We start from the raw sequence: 21,463 nt of genomic DNA, 5'->3' as shown, positions 1-21,463 counted from the left end.
CCGCTCTATAAATTAAACTCTAAGTTGAAAAATTAATAGCCTCATCACTGCTAGAAATATCATCTTAAAACAGCTAAAAAATCCAGTGTTAATACTTTGTAGAGACTCCTATTGCAAATACAGTATTTACAAGTGGATACTTCACATTTTTTTGAACAAAATATCAGAATAAAACTTATAAGTTTTTTACTATTTGCGAGTTACATATATTCAACAGTATTGACTGTGCTTAACAATAAAAGCCAACCTTAGGCCATGCTTGATATCGAGTGAAAACAGGTAATATTAGGGGAAGTTAATATGGAGCTAGATATATTACTAGTGCTTTTTTAGCTTGAACACTATTCGGATGAAGTCTTTTATTGTCATCCAGACTAACAATGTAATGTATTAAATTCTAAATTCTTTGACATTCATTATGAAGCTAATTTAAAAAATTAATGGCGATGAATTATTGCAGCTCCTAGCAAATAGAATCACGTTTTTATTTGCCATGCGAAAATTAGCTCAGAAGGCGCTTTTAAATAAACAGTCTAATGAACTCTGAAAGTGAAAGCTAAGAAGAAGTCTAGGAAGACGACTAAATAGGTACGCATCTATGCGAATTAACAAAATGAAAAAACAAGCTGCGCAATCGAAAAACAATAATAAAAGCAAAAAGTTGCCTTTACGCGCAGCCATCGCTTTAATTGTGCCCACCTTTTGTGTCCAAGCAGTATTTGCCGGGCCAGAGGGAGGAAAAATAGTCGGTGGTCAAGGAAGTATTTCCCAGTCAGGTTCAGCAACAATTATCAATCAAAGTTCCCAGCGTATGGCGATTGATTGGAATAGCTATAATCTAAGCGCAGATGAACGTGTTCAGTATGTTCAACCCAATAGTTCTTCCCTTTCATTAAATCGCATATTAAGTCATCAAGGGTCACAAATTCACGGGCGTATTGATGCTAATGGCCAAGTCTTACTCGTTAATCCCAATGGCATCGTATTTGGTAATAATGCCCAAGTTAATGTAGGAGGCCTGCTGGCGACGGGATTAAATATCAATCCCGATGACTTTATTAATGGCCGTTTCACCTTTGAAGCTATTGCAGGCAAAGAGGGTGTGGTCATCAATTCAGGAACTCTCAATGCCGCTACCGGTGGTTCCATTTCTCTGTTGGGAAAACGAGTTGAAAATAATGGTTTAATCCAAGCTGACCTTGGGCGTATTAGCTTAGCATCTGGTAAAAAAGCTATTCTTTCTTTTGACGGTGGTTTGATGGGTATTCGCGTTAGCGAGGCTATGCTACAAGAAGAACTCGGCCTTGAACCTGGAGTGCTTAATAGTGGCGAATTAAATGCAAAAGATGGCCAAATTCTTCTAACAGGTGCCGCCAGCCACGATGTTTTTACCCAGGCTATGAATACAGGCGATATGCAGCAAGCCACTAGTGTGGTGGTTGATGAAGACGGTTCCTTTACTCTAAGTGCAGGTGGCAGCGACGTCATCAATACCGGTCGTATTACAAGCTCGGGGGAACGCGGCGGAAAAATTATTGCTCTGGGAGACAACATCACCAACAGTGGCGATATTCACGCCGATGCTTCTGCTACCACGAGTCGTGCAGGAGAAGTAGAACTTCACAGCATTGCCACCACAGAAGTCACCGAAGATAGCTTAACATCCGCTGTCGCCACCAGTAGTGGGCAGGGCGGCACCATTAAATTATTGGGCACAAACGTAGGCTTACTCGACAACGCAGAAGTTGATGCCTCTGGCGCCCAAGGTGGCGGTGAAATTCTTATCGGCGGCGATAAGACCGGCAGCAATAGTTATATCTCCAACGCGGATTTTATTTACCTCGGGCAAAACACACATGCCCGCGTTAATGGAATTGAAAATGGTGATGGGGGCAAACTTATTACCTTCGCTGCCAATACCGCGCGCATTTACGGGAAGCTATCTGCTCGTGGCGGAGACTTAGGCGGCGATGGGGGTTTTATTGAGACTTCAGGCTTAAAAAGTTTTCATATTGCTACAAGCCCCGATGTACACGCTGTTTTAGGAAATGGAGGGGAATGGTTAATTGATCCTTATGATATAAGGATTGTGAGTGGTACGACATGTAACAATATAAATTCATGCCCAATCCCAACACCTCCTACATATACACCTAGCGGACAGAACGCTCAGATAGGTTGGAACCTTATTGAAGACGTTCTAGATAATGGTAGTGGTACAACTGTTACTATATCTACGGCAAGTACCAACACACAGAATCGTCAAAATGGCGATATTACTTTTGATTTAAATAACGATGAAGACGCAATACTAGTCGCTGATTTAGGTTCTCCAGCACTTAACTCAACACTGGAGCTCATAGCAGATCGCAACGTGAATTTTGAAGGGCAAGATATTAGTGTTGCACGAAGCCAAGACAGCCTAAACCTAATTGTCAATGCGCAAGGCGGATCAATTAACATTACAGACAGAGCAAATATAAACCTCGGTGGCGGAAATTTAACTCTAACAGCTAATACACTTATCAATATTGATAATAACTCTCGAATCAATCTAGAAGGTGGAAACTTCACGGCGACAACTGGAAGCAATACAAGTTTTTTCCTTAATAATTCTGATATATCAACTACAGCCAATGGAACGATTACTATAAATTCTGCTAGAAATATTAATATACAAAATAACGCAGGTTTGCAGCTAGACGCAGGTAGCTTCACTGCTACTACAAATAGTGACGGAAGATTTTTTCTAGGTAACTTATCTAATATTAATACTTCAGCAGGCGGAAACCTTAGTATTAACTCTTCACGAAATATAGACATACAGGGACGATTAAATATTGGCGGCAATTCAACTTTTAGTACAGATAACTCACGAAACGTGACATTAAATAATGATCAAAATACTTTTGGCGGTTACATACATATAACTGGAGGCAACAATGTTGATATTGATGCTAATAGTCCCGTTTTATTTGGAAGTTCTAGCTCCGCATTCATAACGACCGGCACATTAAATATTACAACATCAAATCAAACTATTACTCAAAATGGTGCTATAAATTTAGGAAGTAACGTAGATATTCAAAGTAATGGTGGAGATATAAGCCTACAAACGGATATTTTGAGTCGCCAGGGAAGTATCAACGCTGGAAGTGGAACAATAACCCTAAACGGTAGCGATGGAATAGATAATTTTACATTTGATATTAGTAATGGTCCCAACTTAATAGCACGTGGTATTACCTTAGATGGAAGAGGGGGTAATGATAATTTTACTATCAACTCTAATTTACCCGATAATTCCATCATTACACTTAATGGTGGTGATGACAACGATACCTTTGTTATTGGTAGCAGTTTACCAGGTAATTCAAGGCTTACTATTAATGGAGGTACAGGTAACGACACCTTCAATATAGCTAATCAAAATTTAAATGCGATAATAAATGGGGGAGATGGTAATAGTGTTGATACTTTATCTCTTACATATAATGGTAATTCTACCTGGACAATAGACCCAACAGCCGGCAATACGGTAAATAACCTTAACTTTTCAGATATAGAAGTTGCTAATGGTAGCGATGGTGGTGAAGACACATTTAATATTTTATCCAACGATGTGCAAACAATAAATGGTAGAGGAGGTGATGATCGTTTCATATTATCTGCTACTGACTTACTAATTACTTTAAACGGTGGAGCAGGCGGTGGGGATATTGCAGACTATAATGCGGTAACTGAAGATTTAATTGTCAATATAGGTGGCGGGATAAATGCTGTTGCGGGAGTTGAACAATATATTGGCAATTATGATCCTAGTAATCCTTCTGGTCTAATGGCAACTTTAAGCAGAGAAGGGACTGAATTTAATCTATGGACTATCCAAGGTAGCAATGCAGGTACGCTGGCCGATGGCAATACGAACAATAACATTACCTTTAGTGGTTTTAATATACTTCAAGGTAGCACTACAGCAAGCCCAATGCTTCGAGCAGATGATCAATTTACAATTGAGAGTGGCGCGACTTTTAATGGCACAATACATGGCGGTATCGGCAATAATATAATAACAAATGAAAATACCAATGGTTTATGGCGCCTTGATCAAGGAATGTCGTTTGCAGGAACTTTAGAATTTTCTTCTTCAGACATCACACTCTTCGAAAGTATTCAAACGTTTAATGGTTCTGGTAGCGATACATTACAGGGCATTAACCAGGAAACTATTTGGACAATCAATACTATCGACAGTACAGTGGCATCACAAAGTGCCCCCTCTAACATTATAACATTTAATGGCATGATAACGATTCAAGGAGGAAGCGACGTCGATAGATTTGATATTAATAGTATTAGCCATAGTAACGCTTTACTATTTAATGGTGGTGACGGCAATGACATTTACACAATATTAGATACTAGTGATTCAACTTCAGGCAATACTTTAAGTTTTAATGGCGAAGGTGATACAGATCAGCTAAACGCTGGCGACCGAGATAATATATGGATAATCGAAAACGCTCTGGTTAACACCTTAAATAACACCATTAATTTCCAAGCCATTGAGCAACTCAATGGGAATGCGAGTAGAGATGAATTTACCTTTTTAGCCGATGCATCCATTCGCGAAATTGATGGCGATGGCGCTTCTACAAATAGGGCCTCTACAGATTCGCTTACTATTTTAAGTGATGCTGGAAATATTATTAACTGGAATATTACAGAAAATAATGTCGGCGTAATTACTAATGAAAGTAACACTACCACGCTCACAACATTTAGCGCTATTGCTAATCTTACAGGAGGTTTGGGAGATGACAACTTTACTATTAATGAAAATACTAGTGTGCTTGCAAGTGTGCGAAATATTGTTGGCGCCGCAGGCAACAATAGCCTTTCTACAGCGGGTAACCCCAATAACGTAACTCGATGGAATATCACAGGGGATAACCAGGGGGATATAACATCCGTCGTTAACTCTTTTAGCGATATACAAAACCTTACTGGCAGTACAGGCTCTGATAGATTTTTATTTACCAGCGAAGGCTCCAATATCACCGGTGTTATCGATGGGCAGGCTGGGATTACAGATTCTCTTAATTTAGAAGCCCTTGCTAATGGTATTACGGTAGCGCTGGGTGAAAATAATGTAGATGTATCCCGCCTTAATGTTGTAAGAGTGGAAAATATTATAGCTGCAGGCAATGACGCTGATCCCAGCGCTGAAAATATCAATCGTATAGAGATAGCTGATGATAGCGATTTAAATTGGACGATTGACAACACCAACGGCGGCATAATTAGGCCGCGTTCTAATGCTAGTGAAGAAAATAGTATTCGCTTCGATAACTTTGGCACACTGGTTGGCAGTGCAGGTTTAGATAGTTTCATATTAGCAGACATGGGAGATATTACAGGAAGCATTAATGGCAGCGATGTAAGCTCACCTTCAGTTCAAGATAATGTAGATATTAGTCAACAAGATAATACTGTTATTGATTTAGCTAATAACAATTATTTAAATATCGAACATTACATTGGTAATAATAGAAATAGCGGCATCGCTGCTGGTGATAACCCCGATAATATATGGATATTTGACGGTACTAGAAATAGCGGGCGTTTAAGCTCAGGAACAGAAAATATTACTTTTGAAGGTTTTGCTAATATTACAGGTGGCAATCAAATTGATACCTTCAATTTTGATGGCGGTTCAGTTAGTGGAGAAGTTCGGGGAGGAGAAGGTAACGATATACTTAATATTACACTTAGAGATAATCAAAATAGTTCATCAACAATTAATTTTATTGGTAATGGCGTTTCCTCTATAACCACAAATGAACAAAACCGTGTTAATATTTCTCAGGTACCTACGGACATAAATAGTTATCAAGCGAGCTATAATCCGCAACAAGATGACTCGGCTTCATTAATATATAATCGTGAAGAAAGCAACCAAAGGCTTGAAGTCTCTTTTCAACAAGTTAGCGAAGTCAACGATAGTATTAATGTCGATACTTTTACAATAAATGACATTAATGGCCAAAATGATACGATAAATATCTTAGATAATAACCGCTTCACATTTAATAATTTTACTCCGATTGCTATTAGCAATAACAAAACTAATATTGTAATTAATGGTGAAGATCTTGACACTGTTAATATTGATTCAATATTTAATGTCAATAATCGCTTTGAAGTACAACGCTCAGCTGTGGAAATGAATCAGAGTAGTAATGTTCCTGAAAGATACATTTCGGCGCAAACAATTCGCTTTATAGATAACACTCACATTGGCAGTGAAGCTAATCCCTTACAACTGCGAACTAATCAACTCCAGTTAGGCGCTATTAACGGCAATAGTTATATCAATAATTCCAATATTGCAGGCCCCCTTGAATTAATGGGGATTAACCGCCCAGCTGGAGAAGTTATCATAAATGCTGATAGCGATATTGTGGCTAGCGCTGAAATAGTTACTGAGAACGCTTTGAACTTAAGTAGTGAAGGCAATATTAATTTTACTGACATTCGTCACCAGCTATCTGGGGCACTCAGTCTTTCTGCCCAAGGTAATATACAGTTAAATACTTCAAGCCCGTTAAATTTAGCCAATATCGAGGCCAGCGCCCTTACGATTAATGCACAAGGAGATATTAGTAGTGATACTTCTAGTAATATCAGTGTGGGCGGACTTACTCAGCTTACAGCAGTAAGAGATGACACATCTAGCGCTGATATCCTGCTAGGCCAAGGATTAATTGCAATTGAGAATTTACAAATTAACGATGCTAATAATGTTGAGTTAAATACTACATCAAACTTAATTGTCGATAGGATTGATACCGATGGCAATATAACATTACAAAGCGCAGGACTGGTGATCAATAACGCGTTTGCTGGAGAAGACATCAGCTTAGTCGCTAACTCTGGTGATATTCAATTAAATGCTGGCGTCAATGCAAATTCAAGTTTGAATATCGAGGGTCAAAATATTACTCAAAGCCAAGGTGCAGCTCTAGAATCAAGTGGCGGTATTACCTTAAATGCCGAAGGTACAATTAACCAACAAGCATCTGTTAACAGCATCAACAGCGATATTAATTTAATCGCAGCGCAGAGTATTGAGATGGATGCAAGCAGCCAAATCTCCACTCAAGCTGGCAGTATTTCACTTAGCGCAGAAAATAACATCAATATAGCCGCTCTCACTGCGCAACAAGGCGGTGTTGCACTAACTAGCGCTCAAGGTGAAATAAGAGACATAAATAGCGATAATATTAATATTACGGCTCAACGCTTCGAAGCTCATGCTGCAAATGGGATAGGCACTAATGACGCGATTGAAATGACGGTTAATACTATAATGGCGGACAGCCAGAGCAACCAGATAAATATTTTTAATACACAAGCACTCAACGTTGAGCATATACGTACTAATGGCGATATTAATCTCACTGTGGCTGAGGGTAATATCGTACTAGACAACACCCCCGATATTGCTTTTGATCGCACAGTAGATGATGCCAATACACCTGGAGCCATTATTAATGCTGGCTATAATCAGGGCAGTATTAACATTACTTTGGGCACAGGCAGTTTATTTGCCCTCGGCACTCGCAATCCATCACAGCCGGATATCGTGGCAAGACAAGCAGCGATTATTAACTTCCCCCCAGGAGAAATAGGTAGTTCATCACGGCCGTTAGTAATGTACATTCGCGACAGCCTAACATTCGATGGTTTTCGAAGTTGGCAACCTGTATTTGCTTTTGGAGTACGCCCAGAGGAGTTTAATAATAACTCCACAATACAATTGGATATTAGACAACTATTACAATCTGGTGGCGATTTAATCAACGAAGTAGAAGCATTAGAAGATGTTAATCCCGCTGTTTTTACAGATGTAAAGAACTTCACTTATGAAACTCTTTCTATTCGAATGCCGCGAGATCAGGTATATGACGAGGATCTTCTTGAATCATACGATAAAGAAGAAGAGGAAGTCGACTATTACTAGTAGTTTTGTTTAGAAATACTACTAGTGCTAATTCAAAAATAATCCGATACCAACCTAATAATTTGACTTACTTTATGAACCCACAAAAAACGGGCCGTTATACTTTTTTTATTGTGTGTGCACTTACTTTATTTAGCACACAAGCTCATGCAAACTTTTTGGAGATGCCAGAAACTCAAGAAGTTCCGGCTTATGAAGAAGAAACGCTGTTGCTAGATATGGATATACCGAATGTGCGAGAACGCGATCCGGATCCTGAAGCGGGACCTCGATTAAATGTCACAGAATTTCGAGTACAGGGCATCGTTGAATATCCCGAACTGGGTATCACAAGAGAAGCTTTAATAAAACGTGTTGAAGCTTTACGTTTTAAATTTATGGGAGAAGATCAGGTTCTAGAATCAGGTTATCGTATTGATGAACTAAGTGAAATTGCCGATCTTCTCAAAGATATAGAAAAAGACACAAAAGACAGGCATGTCACCACTCAAGATTTACAGAAAATGGTATTTTTAATGCGCGACCAAATGCGAAAGCGCGGTGTCACGCTTGGTATGATAGAATCTATTTCAGATGTTATCTCTAATTTTTATCGTGAACGAGGCTTTATTCTAGCAAAAGCGTTTATCCCAGAACAAAAGGTTCGCGACGGCGTTGTTAATTTAACACTACTACTAGGAGAGCTTGGAGAAGTTAAAGCAGAGAATAATAAGCGCTATAAAGCTAGAACCCTTGAAGGTGTATTCGACGATGTTTTATATAAACCTGTCACAACAGAAGTGATCGAAGAGGGGCTATACCTTCTCAATGATTTGCCAGGGTTAAGTGTACAAGGTTACTTCGAGCCAGGACAGCAAGTTGGAGACACACGACTGCATCTTAATGTACAAGCTGAAAAAATGTTTTCGGGTAATATTCGATTAGACAATCATGGCTCTACCTCTACCGGAGAAAATCGCGCATATGCAGATTTTTTTATTAGTAATCCTTTCGGTTGGGCAGATCAAATTCAAATAGGAGTGCTAAATTCTTTCGATCCTGGTGATACTACCTATGGTTTATTCAATTATGACTCTTACATATTAGGCCCACGATGGCGTATTTCTGCTGGTATCTCCAGTAATGACTTTATATCCACATCAATTATCTCTGGTTCTATTCTTGAATCCACTGGCGAATCTTTAGTAAGAGATATATCGTTAGGCTACTTTTTTAAACGTAATCGAAAAACCAACTTATCTATTGATGTATCTTATTCCTCTATCGATACTGAACTAGCTATTTCAGGTTTCCAACAACCAGACACCACAGTAAATAATGCGCGCCTAGCCTTTAATTTTGATGTATTAAATGAAAAGAAGCGTGCATTGCATGTAGGTAGCATTGGGATAGTTCATAGTAATAGTACTGAAGACTTTATTATTGAAGATGGTGTAGAAGATATTAAAGACGATTTTTTATTTCTTACCTTTGATTACTCTATATTAAAGTTTATACCATTCCCCTTTACCAAAAAAGACACACGTTTGCTTGTTGAACTAAATGCTCAATATTCTGGCGAGCGACAACAGACCATTAATCAATTTGCGTTGACTGGACCAACTAGAGCAAGAGGCTTTAATGTTAATCGGTTTTTCAGTGATGATGGCGTACGCTTGGGTTTTGAATGGGTATTTAAATTTCCAAAAGTATTAGATTTTACTATTATGGGTGAAAATTTTAGTGATATTCTGCAACCTTATTTGCTTGCAGATATAGCTTATGGTGAATCACATGCCTTTGAAAGCCCAACAGCTTCATTAGAAAATAAAGTGAGTGCTACTTTCTCTAACATTGGTGTAGGCTTGAAATTTAATTTTACCCGTCACTGGAAAGGAGATTTCGCACTGTCATATCCATTAAATGAAAATATCGACACTCAGGATGAAGAACTGGCTGATAACTCTAATATATATTTCAGTTTACAATATGGTTTTTAGAGGCAGTTTTTATAGATAGCCAAATGCTCGTTATTAAATCCCTAATGCTTTCGCTAATAGCATTTTAGCTTTTGCCCAGTTACGGCGTAATGTTCTCTCATTGACGCCAAAAATTTCGGCAATTTCACTTTCGGTGAGACCAGCAAAAAAGCGAAGCTCAATTAACTCAGCAAGTCGAGTATCGATAGACCGTATCTGTTCAACCGCTTCGCTTACGGCAAGTAGAGTTTCTAGTTTATGTTGTGACTGTATTAAAGTTTCTTGATATGTAACTTGCAACCAGTCACCACCGCGCTTTTGTGCTTTTTTTTGTTCAGCATAATTAATCAAGATTTGCCTCATTGCAGTGGCAGCGATGGCAAAAAAATGGGCACGATTGGTTATCTCAAGTTTTTGCGACTTAATCAACTTTAAATAGGTTTCATTGACCAGTACCGTAGTACTTATTGTATTATTAGACCAACTCTGTTGTAGCTGTTTGCGAGCAAGAGCTTTTAGTTGGTCATATACCGCTGAATATATCTCGGCTATACCTTCATGTTGCCTATCGCTACGATCCTGTAATATCTGGGTAATATCCAAAGTGGTTGACATAAAAAACTCTTTAATTGGTTATCAATACAATATCGCCAATAATCCGTTGGCAAATTATCGAAAATTTTATTTGACGTGCTTACTTAGTTTCTAGCTGTTTTTCAATATCGCCTAGAGGCTGATGGCGGATGTCCATGCCATGAACTAAGTAGATAACTTGTTCGGCAATATTGCGGGCATGATCGCCAATGCGTTCAAGTGCCCTCAAAGTCCATAATATATTCATCACGCGAGTTATCTGGCGAGGGTCTTCCATCATATAAGTCATCATCTCACGCATTGCTGACTTATATTCTCTATCGATATCTTTGTCATCGCGCACAACTTTCATTGCGGCATTAACATCATAACGAGCAAAAGAATCTAATGAAACACGAACAATTTTGCGCACACTGCTGGCAAGGTGGCGCAACTCCACATAGCCTCGTGAAGCACCCCCTTGTTCATTTAAAGCGATAGCCATTTTAGCAATTTTCTTTGCCTCATCTCCCATACGCTCTAGGTCACGAATAGCTTTGCTCACCATCATCACCAGGCGTAAGTCGGAAGCTGCTGGTTGACGGCGAGCTAGTATAGCCATACATTCTTTATCAATGGTGACCTCTCGCTGATCTACATCATCTTCGGTCACTAAGACTTTTTCTGCTAATTCACCATCGGCAGTTTCAATTGCCAAAATTGCATCAGCCAGTTGCTCTTCCACTAGGCCGCCCATTTCCAGCAACTCGGTGCGAAGCTGTTCCAGATCCGCATTAAATTGTCGCGAGATATGTTGATCTAAGTTCAATGAATCCACGTGAATAGCCTCATTTTGTCTGTTTAGAGCTCGAGGACCTGGCATAAACATGCGCCAAACTAGAGCCCGCTCACACTAATTGAATCACGCCTACTGGCAATTCTTGAAGCCAGCGTAACAACTTACTGTATCACAAGATTTGTAAAGTAATGAGGGCGGCTCAACGCAAATTGCGATTTTGCGGGCAATTTTGACGCCTTTTGTGGCGTACATTGGTATTTACACCAAGCATCTACGCCCACTACCCTCGTGGTATCTAATATACCTATATCAAGAATAGTAGGCCCTAGAAGTCAGTGTTAACCAAAACGTCCTGTAATGTAGGCTTCGGTCAGATCATGATCGGGATTAGTAAACACTAGCTGCGTATCATTAACTTCGATTAGTCTGCCGAGGTGGAAGTAGGCAGTGCGGTTTGATACTCGTGCAGCTTGTTGCATCGAGTGGGTGACAATGGCGATAGTATAGTTCTGGCTTAAATCTGCAATTAACTCTTCAACTCTCGCCGTCGCAATAGGATCGAGAGCGGAACATGGCTCATCCATTAAAATAATTTCGGGGCTAACAGCAATTGTCCGAGCGATACACAAACGCTGTTGCTGCCCACCTGATAGTCCAGTTCCAGGCTGATGCAGGCGGTCTTTAACTTCGCTCCAAAGGCTGGCTTTACGCAGGCTGCTCTCAACAATTTCATCCATATCAGAGCGACGAGAAGCCAAGCCATGAATTTTTGGACCGTAAGCGACATTTTCATAAATCGATTTGGGGAAAGGGTTAGGCTTTTGAAACACCATGCCTACACGTGCGCGCAAAGGCACGACGTCGAGCTTGCTATCACAGACTTCCTCGTCATCAATAGTGATAGAGCCTTGCACATGACAATTATCAATGGTGTCGTTCATACGATTTATGCAACGCAAGAAAGTAGATTTACCACAGCCAGATGGGCCAATCATGGCAATCACTTCATTTTTGGCAATATCAATGTCAACATTAACAATGGCTGGTTTTACTCCATAGGATACATTGAGATTGCGAACCCTAATTTTAGGATCATCGTGCAGAGGGGTTCCGACTGTTGCATCGGGAACTTTTGCGCGGGAGGTACCACCTATGGACTGATCTACCATTACTATTGCTGCTCTTAGATTTTACACGCTACTGCTTTCAATAATTATCGTCGACGTTCTAATTTTTTGCGCATCAATACAGCTAGTGTATTCATCGCTAATAGGAATCCTAGCAGCACCATAATCGCTGCCGACGTGCGTTCAACAAATGCTCTCTCAGGGCTGTCCGACCATAAAAATATTTGCACAGGCAATACTGTTGAAGGGTCGTTAACGCTACCAGGTATATCAACAATAAAGGCAACCATACCTATCATCAACAAAGGTGCCGTCTCACCCAATGCTTGCGCCATACCAATAATTGTTCCGGTCATCATACCTGGCAAGGCTAAAGGCAATACATGATGCCATATTGTTTGCATTTTTGATGCCCCCATTCCAAGTGCCGCCTGTCGAATTGATGGCGGAACAGCTTTAATTGCAGCCCGACTGGAGATAATAATGGTAGGTAATGTCATTAAGGTTAAAACCAAACCACCAACTAGGGGAATAGAACGGGGCATTTCAAAGAAATTTAAGAAAATAGCGAGCCCCAATAAACCAAAAATAACTGAAGGCACAGCAGCTAGGTTATTGATATTAACTTCAATAAAATCTGTAAACCGATTCACCGGTGCATATTCTTCTAAATAAATCGCCGCTGCCACCCCAATAGGAAAAGACAGCACTAAGGTAACTACCAGAGTAAAAAAGCTACCTAATAAAGCGCCCAATATACCTGCTTGCTCAGGTTCGGCAGAGTCACCCGATGTAAAAAATGCCTTATTAAACTTGGTTTTAACATGACCCGTTGATATTAACTTCTCTATCCATGTAACTTGTGAATTACTCAAACGACCAGTAAAAGGCTGGTTACTTTCTCTACTCTTAAAATACGTATCTACATCATCATCAGCCAGCAGCCAGTAAGTCACTTCTCGACCTAAAAGCTCAGGATGCTGAGTTAGTTGCTTGTGTAGGTGAAAATTTGCACCCACGCTGACCAAATTATAGAGTTCTCGCCTCTGCTTTCTGTCTTGCGGTTTGTCGATATGAGTAAATAGTGCATTTTGGATAATTTTACCATAATCGCCAAGGCGTAATTGCTCTTCACTACTTGCATCTGTGATGCCTAAAGAGGCAGGATCAAACTCTAATTGCAACTGAATATAAGTTTGTTGAAAGGCACCAATGCCATTACTGATAACTTGGTAAAACAACCCGATCAGAGCAAACAAACCAATAGATACAGACATGATGCCGTACATACGGAAACGTTTTTCAGCACGGTAACGCTTTTTAAGGCTTAATTTCACCTTATCAACGTGAGAAGTGGTGGAAGTGTTATCTGGGCGTTTTTTTGATTCATGCATTTCTATAACTACTCATAGTGCTCACGATATTTTTTCACCACATGAAGAGAAATATAGTTGAGTGAGAGAGTGACGATAAAAAGCACCAAGCCCAAGGCAAACGCGGCTAAAGTTTTGGGGCTATCAAACTCCTGATCACCCACCAGAAGAGTGACAATTTGAACGGTGACAGTCGTCACAGAATCAAGTGGATTAGCAGTAATTTTTGCAGCTAATCCTGCCGCCATCATAACAATCATCGTTTCACCAATAGCGCGGGATACCGCCAGCAGAATACTACCGACAATGCCAGGTAAGGCAGCAGGTATAACAACAAGCTTTACCACTTCAGAGGTTGTCGCTCCTAAGGCAAGCGCACCATCACGTAAGGACTGCGGAACAGCATTGATCACATCATCAGAGAGAGAAGAGATAAAAGGAATTATCATCACCCCCATAACAAGCCCTGCAGCAAGTGCGCTATCAGAAGAAACACGAACCACGCTGTCCAAACCTAACACAATAGCTACATCCCTTATAAAAGGCGCCACAGTGAGAGCAGCAATAAAGCCATAGACAACTGTCGGGATACCCGCAAGCACTTCAAGTAGAGGTTTGATAATAGCCCTAGCCCTGCGCGGTGCATATTCGGATAAATAAATAGCAGACATCAAGCCTGTGGGCACAGCAATAAGCATTGCGATACTGGCGATAAGGAGGGTGCCAGCAAAAAGGGGAAGAGCACCGAAGCCACTGTTTTTACCTGGAACTTGTTCACCATCATGAGCTTGCGGCGCCCACTCGAGACCAAATAAAAATTCGAAAACCGACACTTGCTGAAAAAATCGCAGCGATTCAAATAAAACAGAAAAAACAATACCTATCGTCGTCAAAATAGCGATACAGGCACACGCTAAAAGCATATTTTTAAAAATAGCTTCAACTCTGACACGAGCTTTCATTTTTGGGTGAATTTTAAGCCAAATGATAGCAGCGATAATTGCCATAGACAGCAGAACTACGATAGATACTAACCATTGGCTATTACGCTCTAAGCCTAAAATAAACTCGGCAGATGCAATAACGAAGGGCGGTGTATCACCGACGTATTGACCGTAAGCAACATTGTAAATTTTGTTTAGAATGAGGTTAATTTCATCTTTTTCTAACCCACGAATATCCTCTGGTAGTTGCTGTACAACAAGCATCTCGATGATATCTGCTTGGAAAATTAACCAAACACCTAGCAGCAACGCTGCAGGTATTGCCGACCACAACACCGTCAACATACCATAGTAAAATGGCAGAGAATTGAGGCCGGGGACACCTCCCACAGTTTTTGCCAAACTCATAGAGCGGCCGTAGCCAAGCGCATATATGGCAACAAGCATCACGATTATAAATACCAGTAATATAGAGGTACTCATAAAGTAAGACTCAGGGCTTGCACAAACATAGCGGTGATGTTTCCATGAATAATGAACATCTGATAGTAATCAGAATAGTTATTGGCGAATGAGGAGAGAAAAAGAATGCGCTACATTGGCCCACAGACACCAAGTAACATTGCGATTTATTATCTTATTTAAAATAATTTTAATCATAAAATTTCTTTTTACGCTCCTATATAAACTTCGATAGTGTATAAATATCAATAAAGGCAAATCCTATAAATGGCTTATATTCCTTGAAGAGTTTGTGTTTGCGTCACCCGTTGACCCATCTTTCGACGCATCATTTTACCGAGCGGTATCATGCCTTTATCTGTTAAATAGCCTTCTTCTCCCCAAGCTTTTTCACTGGTAAATTCGGCCAAGTATTCAGCAATACCAGGTATTACACCGATGTGGCTTTTTTTCACATAAAAGTACAGTGGGCGAGAAACCGGGTACGCGCCTGTGGCAATCGTATCAAGCTCTGCTTTGGCACCATCAATAATAGATGCCTGTACCTTATCGTTATTTTGATCTAAAAAGCTAAAGCCAAAGATACCTAATATGTCAGGATTACCAACTAGCTTCTGCACAACTAAATTGTCATTTTCGCCAACACTAATAAAGTGACCATCTTCGCGCAGAATCCTACAAATATTAGTGTATTGATCTTGTTTATTTGCTTTAAGAGCTTTAACCCATGCAAACATTTGGCAGCCACCTTCCATTGCTAATTCTAGAAACGCATCCCGTGTTCCAGATGTAGAAGGGGGCCCCAATACTTCAATCCTAATATTTGGCAAAATTGGGTCTATATCCGCCCACATCACATAAGGGTTCTCAATCACCGTATGGCTGCCATCGGGATTGGGCACATACTTAGCCAAAGCTAAAAAAATATGCTTTGTGCTTAGGCTCATTTGCTTAGATCTCACAGAATTAGCGAGAACAATTCCATCGTAGCCAATGAGAACTTCCATTATGTTCTTAACTCCATGTTTTCGACAGTATGCAAATTCTGACGCCTTTATTCTGCGCGAGGCGTTGGTGATATCGGGATACTGTACACCCAGGCCTTTACAAAATTCTTTAAAACCACCGCCAGTACCTGTTGCTTCTACAGTAGGCGTTTTAAATTTGGTTATCCTACCAAAGCGCTCTGCCACCACTTTCGAAAAAGGAAATACTGTTGAAGAGCCAACAATGCTAATAGAATCTCGATTAGCTGCAAATGTGACCGCTGAAAGAAGAACAGCAATCGATGTTAGCGCTATGAATATTCTATTGTTCATACTTTTACTCCGGTATTCGATCGGATTCTTTCGTATGTTATCGCGCATCTTAGGACGCATTTATAACACTTTTGTTACAGTTAAACGAAATATTACGTTTTTTGGTCAGTTTTTTTACATAGGCCATAAAGGCGCAATAAACATAAGCGACAAAAATATCGTCATTTTCACTCTGGTTGCTACACTTTAACCTCAAATCATAGATATACTCACAGTAAGAAGCTGCAGGCGCTAGACCAGCGGCGCTTGTTTGCTCTAACAATACTAATAACAAAAATACTTATATGATCAACTTCTTGCATTCCTTCATCAATGCTGTTGAAACACTCAATAATGTTCTGGCTAAGTACCTGGCATGGCTCACAGGGGTGATGGCCATCGTTATTTTCCTAATTGTCGTGGGCCGCTCCGCTTTTGACATGGGCTCTATTGCTTTACAAGAGAGCATTACCTACATGCATACCTGCGTCTTTATGGTATGTCTTGCTTATACTGCGCAAGAGGGTGGTCATGTGCGAGTCGATATTTTTTATCGACGCCAAGACACTGCCAGCAAAGCCTGGGTCGATGTTGTCGGAGCGACTATTTTTTTACTGCCGTTCTCACTATTCATGTTCGCAATCAGTTGGAATTTCGTCATCAGCGCTTGGCACATCAAGGAAGGATCGATTGATCCCGGCGGTATCCCTGCACTATATCTTATGAAAACACTGATTCCTATTGCCGCATTTTTATTGGCTTTGCGTGCCATAACGGAAGTTATTAGCAACTTACTACACCTCACATTTTTGCCTGCTAGCTCAGCACAGGCCAACGAGCAACCTAAGGGATAAACAATACGTGATTGAATTTCTACCGGTTTTAATGTTTATCGCCGTTTGTGCGGCATTGATGTTAGGTTATCCCGTCGCCTTTACCTTGGCTGGTACAGCATTAATTTTTGCCGGGATCGGCATCTTATTTGGTAGTTTTCAGGCTGAATTTTTGCTCAATTATCCTGAGCGAGTATTTGGCACTATGACCAATACAACACTGATCGCCGTGCCCCTATTCGTTTTAATGGGTGTCATACTAGAACGATCAAAAATCGCCGAAGAGCTGCTGTTAAACATGGCGCAAGCCTGTGGGCGTCTACCCGCAGGTCTTGGTATATCTGTGGTGTTGGTGGGTGCATTAATGGCCGCAAGCACAGGCATTGTCGGTGCAACCGTGGTCACTATGGGTTTAATGTCATTGCCCACTATGATGAAAAATGGCTATTCACCTTCTCTTTCCTGCGGCACGATCTGCGCTACAGGAACGTTGGGACAGATTATCCCGCCATCCATTGCACTAGTGATGCTCGGCGATATTATTTCAAGTGCCTATCAAGAAGCTCAGCTTGCCCGTGGTATTTTTAATTCTGCGCCCGTATCGGTAGGCGATTTATTTGTCGGTGCAATAATACCCGGTCTGCTCTTAGTTGTGATGTATATTGCCTATTTATTAGGCATTGGTATTTTGCAGCCAAATTCTGCCCCCAAATTAGCACCATCCGAATCCTATAGCCTTACATCATTAATAAAGAGCATTGCTCCTCCCATAGTGCTTATCCTTCTTGTATTGGGCTCAATTATCTCAGGCCTAGCAACCCCCACTGAAGCCGCTGGCGTCGGCGCAATTGCCGCATCGATCTTGGCTCTGACGAAGGGGCAAATGAATAAAGCAATGCTTGATCAGGTGATGGAATCCACGTTGAAAGTAACAACCATGGTATTTGCAATATTGTTGGGAGCATCTTTATTCTCTTTAGTATTCAATGGGTTAGGTGGTGACAAACTTATCCACAGTTTCTTTGAACACCTTCCCGGTGGTGTTTTTGTTGCCGTATTAGTCGTGATGATCGTGATATTCGTCCTCGGCTTCATTCTCGATTTCATTGAGATCACCTTTGTTGTTGTACCATTGATTGGACCGGCATTGCTGACTATGGGGGTTGACCCTATTTGGCTGGGTATTATGATTGCTATCAATTTACAGACATCTTTTCTTACACCACCTTTTGGTTTTGCACTATTCTATTTACGTGGCGTAGCGCCAGAAACCATAAAAACATCATCGATTTATCGTGGCGTAATTCCTTTTATTATGATCCAATTAGTATTGCTTGCTGCACTTGCACAATGGCCAAGCTTAGTGACGTGGCTACCAGAGCAACTATCACCCTAAAGTAGAGCATTCGGCTAACAGCAGTCATTAAGAGAAGGAAAATAATAATGGTAGTAATTGATGAAGACCCAGTACCTAATGGGCAACTGGTTTTAAAGACTCACACCATGCCCCGTGATACTAACGCAGATGGTGATATTTATGGCGGCTGGCTGTTGTCGCAAATGGACATAGCCGGCGCGATCGCTGCTCGCGAAATCGCCAAAGGACGTGTTACTACTGTGGCCGTAGGGAGCCTAGCATTTCTCTGCCCGATTCCCGTAGGCTGTGCGGTAAGTTGCTATTGTGAGATCGTCGAGATAGGGCGCTCTTCTATTAAAGTACTTGTAGACGTCTGGATAAAATCCGACGACGACAACCTGCATAAGGTGACCGAAGGTGACTTTATATATGTCGCCATCGACGATCACGGCAGAACTCGCTGCTTACCTAAGGGCTAGCAGGAAGATACAACATAGAACGCCTACGTAGTAGGCATCCCATCATGATAAACTCGTTATGCATTTCGGTTTATCAACATTAATTTTCCGTTTGATGTGTTTGTTAGCTAACTAGAACGGGTTACCAGAATTCACTGGGATATTCATAAGAAAGTTACCGGACACCCAGTAAGCACTGGCGATGACGAAACTGTTGTGACCTATTGCTTGGGGGTCTGTTGGTTCACTCTTGATCTTTGCATAGCCGTGCTGAGAACTTCCGGGGACATTCTTTGCACAAAGTAAAGTTGTTTGATTAGGTTGCAATTTAAAAGGAGTGTTAAATTGGCTAGGTATTCCATTATTTACAGAAGAGCCAGTGTATAAAGCCCCAGTGCTAATATATGCACTTACCGTCACATCAACATTTATGTTACTTACGTTACTCACTGTAGTACACCAACTTCCAGTTGATGTATGAGTAAACTTAGGTACAAATACTTCCCCCGAGAAGGCGTTGAAACTTATGAGGTAAAACAATCCAGTTAATAATTTTTTAAACATTTTTTTATCCTTTTAATTGGTAAATGGTAGTAGCTGAAAAAATAGCTATTTGTTAATTTTTTAAAGTCCCAGTATATAAATGGTTAGGCATAAAAATGAACTCAGTATTTTGCCAGTCGCCCCATACTTCAATGACCAGTCTATTACGTCAATAAAAAGTAAGAAAAGTCATTCTATGCTTAAGCACCAATATACATAGCCACAATTTACAGCCTTTCATGTCTAAGCTATTTTGAGGTTGCCAGCCTCACCTTAACATCAATTTCTTTTCGCTGAGTATCCAATGTACTCCTATTTGTAGATACCTGCGTGAAAAATTTATACCGTTATTGAGCTTTGTGATACCTTAGTTTATTTAACTTTTTAAAATTTGTTTTAACTAGATTAAAATAAACAGCTTTAGTTCTTTCATTGAATTTTTTTGATCTAATTTTAGAGGAAAAAATTGTATGCCTGTACCAAGAAAAAATATTCCCTATGCACTGCAATCGAAGACAGAACGTAAGATTCATCAAATAATTAATAATGATAAAAAACTAAGTGAGAGCGATCTTTTAAACGTGTATGTTACAGCTCAAGTCGAAGAGCGAATTGAGCTGTATAGAGACGGTGCTGCTAGTATGTCAATAGCAGAATTAAAGGCAGAGCAACATGATTCTGCACTGCTAGGGCAATATATGGCAGCTATGGGTGACCCAAGGCCACATCCACTATGTCACGCCCATGCTATGATATCAGGGGGACATGCCAAAGCAGCAGTACTACGACTTGTAATGGCAAAGCGAGGGCGTCGCATAGATGATTTTGTTAATGGTTGTTGGCTACCAAAAAACACAGAGGCGGTACGAAAAATGCCGGGACGATTGAATAACGCTGTACCACATAGCAGAATACATCGCTTTCAGTACTATCGATGGCTTTCTACTAAAATTAACTTGGCAACAATCAAGACGACAAGAGATTTGGATTTAGCATTAGTCCGATCAGCTTTTGCGCTACAAAGCGGTTCGTATCCACCTGAAATAATGTTATCCGCTCATACTAAGCACGGAGCATTCTAATGCTATATGTTATACATTCTGACGAATATAGTTTTTTATCACTCGTGTTTGATGATGACGAAATCGACCAAAAGCTTGGTGACAATTACCTTATACAGGCTGACCCAACGCCAATAAGTTTAAAGCAAGTTTGGAAACCGTTGAACGTATCATTTGTTGACGTAATAAGTAACAGGAACAACAAACCTATTCCTGATATTCATCATAATTTTGGCCGTCTCTTTCTAAGTTCTGAGGCTGCAGAAATTTTAAGTCCTATACTTGAAAATAAAGGTGAACTTTTATCTGTGAACTATGGCAATAACAAAAATGGCTTTATCTTTAATCCATTAATATTAGCTGAGGATTCAGCAGGACTTAATAAGAAGTTGAGCATAAAAAATAACGTTGGCGATATCCAATCTTTATTTTTTCACGAGGATAAATTAGAGGGTTGCCATATTTTTAAAACTGAATTTGATAATTATATGGGCGTTTACTGTGATCAGGAGTTTAAAGAGCTTGTCGAAAAGCATTCTCTAACTGGCGTCACCTTTGGCAATGATCTTGGAAATATTTTCCCACCAGATCCAACAGGAAATACATCAAAACCAAAAGGACACTAGTTAGAGACATACAAGGACCTATTGA

Annotated in this window: 14 protein-coding genes; 7 read left to right on the top strand and 7 right to left on the bottom strand. The window is 40.3% G+C overall.

Features of this window, described 5'->3' with window-relative positions; genetic code table 11:
- The first annotated feature begins 598 nt into the window (after positions 1–598).
- Together BVC89_RS01150 and BVC89_RS01145 are read left to right on the top strand one after the other, a co-directional pair.
- The gene (locus BVC89_RS01150; RefSeq protein WP_086929470.1) at positions 599–8,026 is read left to right on the top strand and encodes a filamentous hemagglutinin N-terminal domain-containing protein; all 7,428 of its coding nucleotides are present in this window, start codon (positions 599–601) and stop codon (positions 8,024–8,026) included.
- A 74-nt stretch (positions 8,027–8,100) separates the two neighbouring features.
- The gene (locus BVC89_RS01145; protein ID WP_086929469.1) at positions 8,101–10,005 is read left to right on the top strand and encodes a ShlB/FhaC/HecB family hemolysin secretion/activation protein; all 1,905 of its coding nucleotides are present in this window, start codon (positions 8,101–8,103) and stop codon (positions 10,003–10,005) included.
- Positions 10,006–10,038: 33 nt separating this feature from the next.
- Here BVC89_RS01145 and BVC89_RS01140 read toward each other — a convergent pair whose 3' ends face one another.
- The 6 genes from BVC89_RS01140 to BVC89_RS01115 form a co-directional block, all read right to left on the bottom strand.
- Complete coding sequence (locus BVC89_RS01140; protein WP_086929468.1) at positions 10,039–10,599, bottom strand: ECF-type sigma factor; 561 nt, start codon at positions 10,597–10,599, stop codon at positions 10,039–10,041.
- 79 nt (positions 10,600–10,678) lie between these two features.
- Positions 10,679–11,395: a phosphate signaling complex protein PhoU gene (phoU, locus tag BVC89_RS01135; RefSeq protein ID WP_086934458.1), complete on the bottom strand. Its 717-nt coding sequence runs from the start codon at positions 11,393–11,395 to the stop codon at positions 10,679–10,681.
- 299 nt (positions 11,396–11,694) lie between these two features.
- A complete protein-coding gene (pstB, locus tag BVC89_RS01130) occupies positions 11,695–12,525 on the bottom strand; it encodes a phosphate ABC transporter ATP-binding protein PstB (protein ID WP_086929467.1) in 831 nt (276 codons plus the stop codon).
- A gap of 44 nt (positions 12,526–12,569) precedes the next feature.
- Positions 12,570–13,877 carry a phosphate ABC transporter permease PstA gene (gene pstA / locus BVC89_RS01125; RefSeq protein WP_086929466.1) on the bottom strand — a complete coding sequence of 436 codons (1,308 nt, stop codon included), beginning with the start codon at positions 13,875–13,877 and terminating at the stop codon, positions 12,570–12,572.
- 8 nt (positions 13,878–13,885) lie between these two features.
- Entirely contained in the window at positions 13,886–15,283 is a 1,398-nt protein-coding gene (gene pstC, locus BVC89_RS01120) for a phosphate ABC transporter permease subunit PstC (protein ID WP_086929465.1), read from the bottom strand.
- A gap of 251 nt (positions 15,284–15,534) precedes the next feature.
- Positions 15,535–16,581, bottom strand: a complete 1,047-nt coding sequence (locus BVC89_RS01115) for a substrate-binding domain-containing protein (RefSeq protein WP_086929464.1) — start codon at positions 16,579–16,581, stop codon at positions 15,535–15,537.
- Between the two features lie 284 nt (positions 16,582–16,865).
- Between BVC89_RS01115 and BVC89_RS01105 the strand changes: the two genes are divergently transcribed.
- From BVC89_RS01105 to BVC89_RS01095, 3 genes are read left to right on the top strand one after another with little or no spacing between them, the layout of a single operon-like run.
- The gene (locus BVC89_RS01105; protein WP_086929462.1) at positions 16,866–17,414 is read left to right on the top strand and encodes a TRAP transporter small permease subunit; all 549 of its coding nucleotides are present in this window, start codon (positions 16,866–16,868) and stop codon (positions 17,412–17,414) included.
- Between the two features lie 58 nt (positions 17,415–17,472).
- Positions 17,473–18,789: a TRAP transporter large permease gene (locus tag BVC89_RS01100; RefSeq protein WP_245929451.1), complete on the top strand. Its 1,317-nt coding sequence runs from the start codon at positions 17,473–17,475 to the stop codon at positions 18,787–18,789.
- A gap of 47 nt (positions 18,790–18,836) precedes the next feature.
- Positions 18,837–19,229 carry an acyl-CoA thioesterase gene (locus tag BVC89_RS01095; protein WP_086929460.1) on the top strand — a complete coding sequence of 131 codons (393 nt, stop codon included), beginning with the start codon at positions 18,837–18,839 and terminating at the stop codon, positions 19,227–19,229.
- Positions 19,230–19,340: 111 nt separating this feature from the next.
- Here BVC89_RS01095 and BVC89_RS01090 read toward each other — a convergent pair whose 3' ends face one another.
- Positions 19,341–19,772: a hypothetical protein gene (locus BVC89_RS01090; protein ID WP_086929459.1), complete on the bottom strand. Its 432-nt coding sequence runs from the start codon at positions 19,770–19,772 to the stop codon at positions 19,341–19,343.
- 449 nt (positions 19,773–20,221) lie between these two features.
- On the opposite strand from BVC89_RS01090, the gene BVC89_RS01085 reads away from it, so the two are divergent.
- Both BVC89_RS01085 and BVC89_RS01080 read left to right on the top strand, forming a co-directional pair.
- A complete protein-coding gene (locus BVC89_RS01085) occupies positions 20,222–20,833 on the top strand; it encodes an AHH domain-containing protein (protein WP_086929458.1) in 612 nt (203 codons plus the stop codon).
- Positions 20,833–21,438 (top strand): imm11 family protein, encoded by a 606-nt coding sequence (locus tag BVC89_RS01080; protein WP_086929457.1) that lies wholly within the window; start codon positions 20,833–20,835, stop codon positions 21,436–21,438. The genes BVC89_RS01085 and BVC89_RS01080 overlap by 1 nt, the downstream gene beginning before the upstream one ends.
- Positions 21,439–21,463: the final 25 nt, after the last annotated feature.

This window comes from Agarilytica rhodophyticola (genome assembly GCF_002157225.2).
Lineage (GTDB): Bacteria > Pseudomonadota > Gammaproteobacteria > Pseudomonadales > Cellvibrionaceae > Agarilytica > Agarilytica rhodophyticola.
Note: the sequence above shows the minus strand (reverse complement) of the source record. Positions and strands in the feature narration are given on the sequence as shown.

Excerpts from the sequence above, each read along its gene's own strand:
- BVC89_RS01105 (WP_086929462.1), top strand. The coding sequence starts at position 16,866 with ATGATCAACTTCTTGCATTCCTTCATCAATGCTGTTGAAACACTCAAT.
- BVC89_RS01080 (WP_086929457.1), top strand. The coding sequence starts at position 20,833 with ATGCTATATGTTATACATTCTGACGAATATAGTTTTTTATCACTCGTG.
- BVC89_RS01115 (WP_086929464.1), bottom strand. The coding sequence starts at position 16,581 with ATGAACAATAGAATATTCATAGCGCTAACATCGATTGCTGTTCTTCTT.
- pstC (WP_086929465.1), bottom strand. The coding sequence starts at position 15,283 with ATGAGTACCTCTATATTACTGGTATTTATAATCGTGATGCTTGTTGCC.
- BVC89_RS01145 (WP_086929469.1), top strand. The coding sequence starts at position 8,101 with ATGAACCCACAAAAAACGGGCCGTTATACTTTTTTTATTGTGTGTGCA.
- BVC89_RS01085 (WP_086929458.1), top strand. The coding sequence starts at position 20,222 with ATGCCTGTACCAAGAAAAAATATTCCCTATGCACTGCAATCGAAGACA.
- BVC89_RS01090 (WP_086929459.1), bottom strand. The coding sequence starts at position 19,772 with ATGTTTAAAAAATTATTAACTGGATTGTTTTACCTCATAAGTTTCAAC.
- pstA (WP_086929466.1), bottom strand. The coding sequence starts at position 13,877 with ATGCATGAATCAAAAAAACGCCCAGATAACACTTCCACCACTTCTCAC.
- BVC89_RS01100 (WP_245929451.1), top strand. The coding sequence starts at position 17,473 with ATGTTAGGTTATCCCGTCGCCTTTACCTTGGCTGGTACAGCATTAATT.
- BVC89_RS01150 (WP_086929470.1), top strand. The coding sequence starts at position 599 with ATGCGAATTAACAAAATGAAAAAACAAGCTGCGCAATCGAAAAACAAT.
- pstB (WP_086929467.1), bottom strand. The coding sequence starts at position 12,525 with ATGGTAGATCAGTCCATAGGTGGTACCTCCCGCGCAAAAGTTCCCGAT.
- BVC89_RS01140 (WP_086929468.1), bottom strand. The coding sequence starts at position 10,599 with ATGTCAACCACTTTGGATATTACCCAGATATTACAGGATCGTAGCGAT.
- BVC89_RS01095 (WP_086929460.1), top strand. The coding sequence starts at position 18,837 with ATGGTAGTAATTGATGAAGACCCAGTACCTAATGGGCAACTGGTTTTA.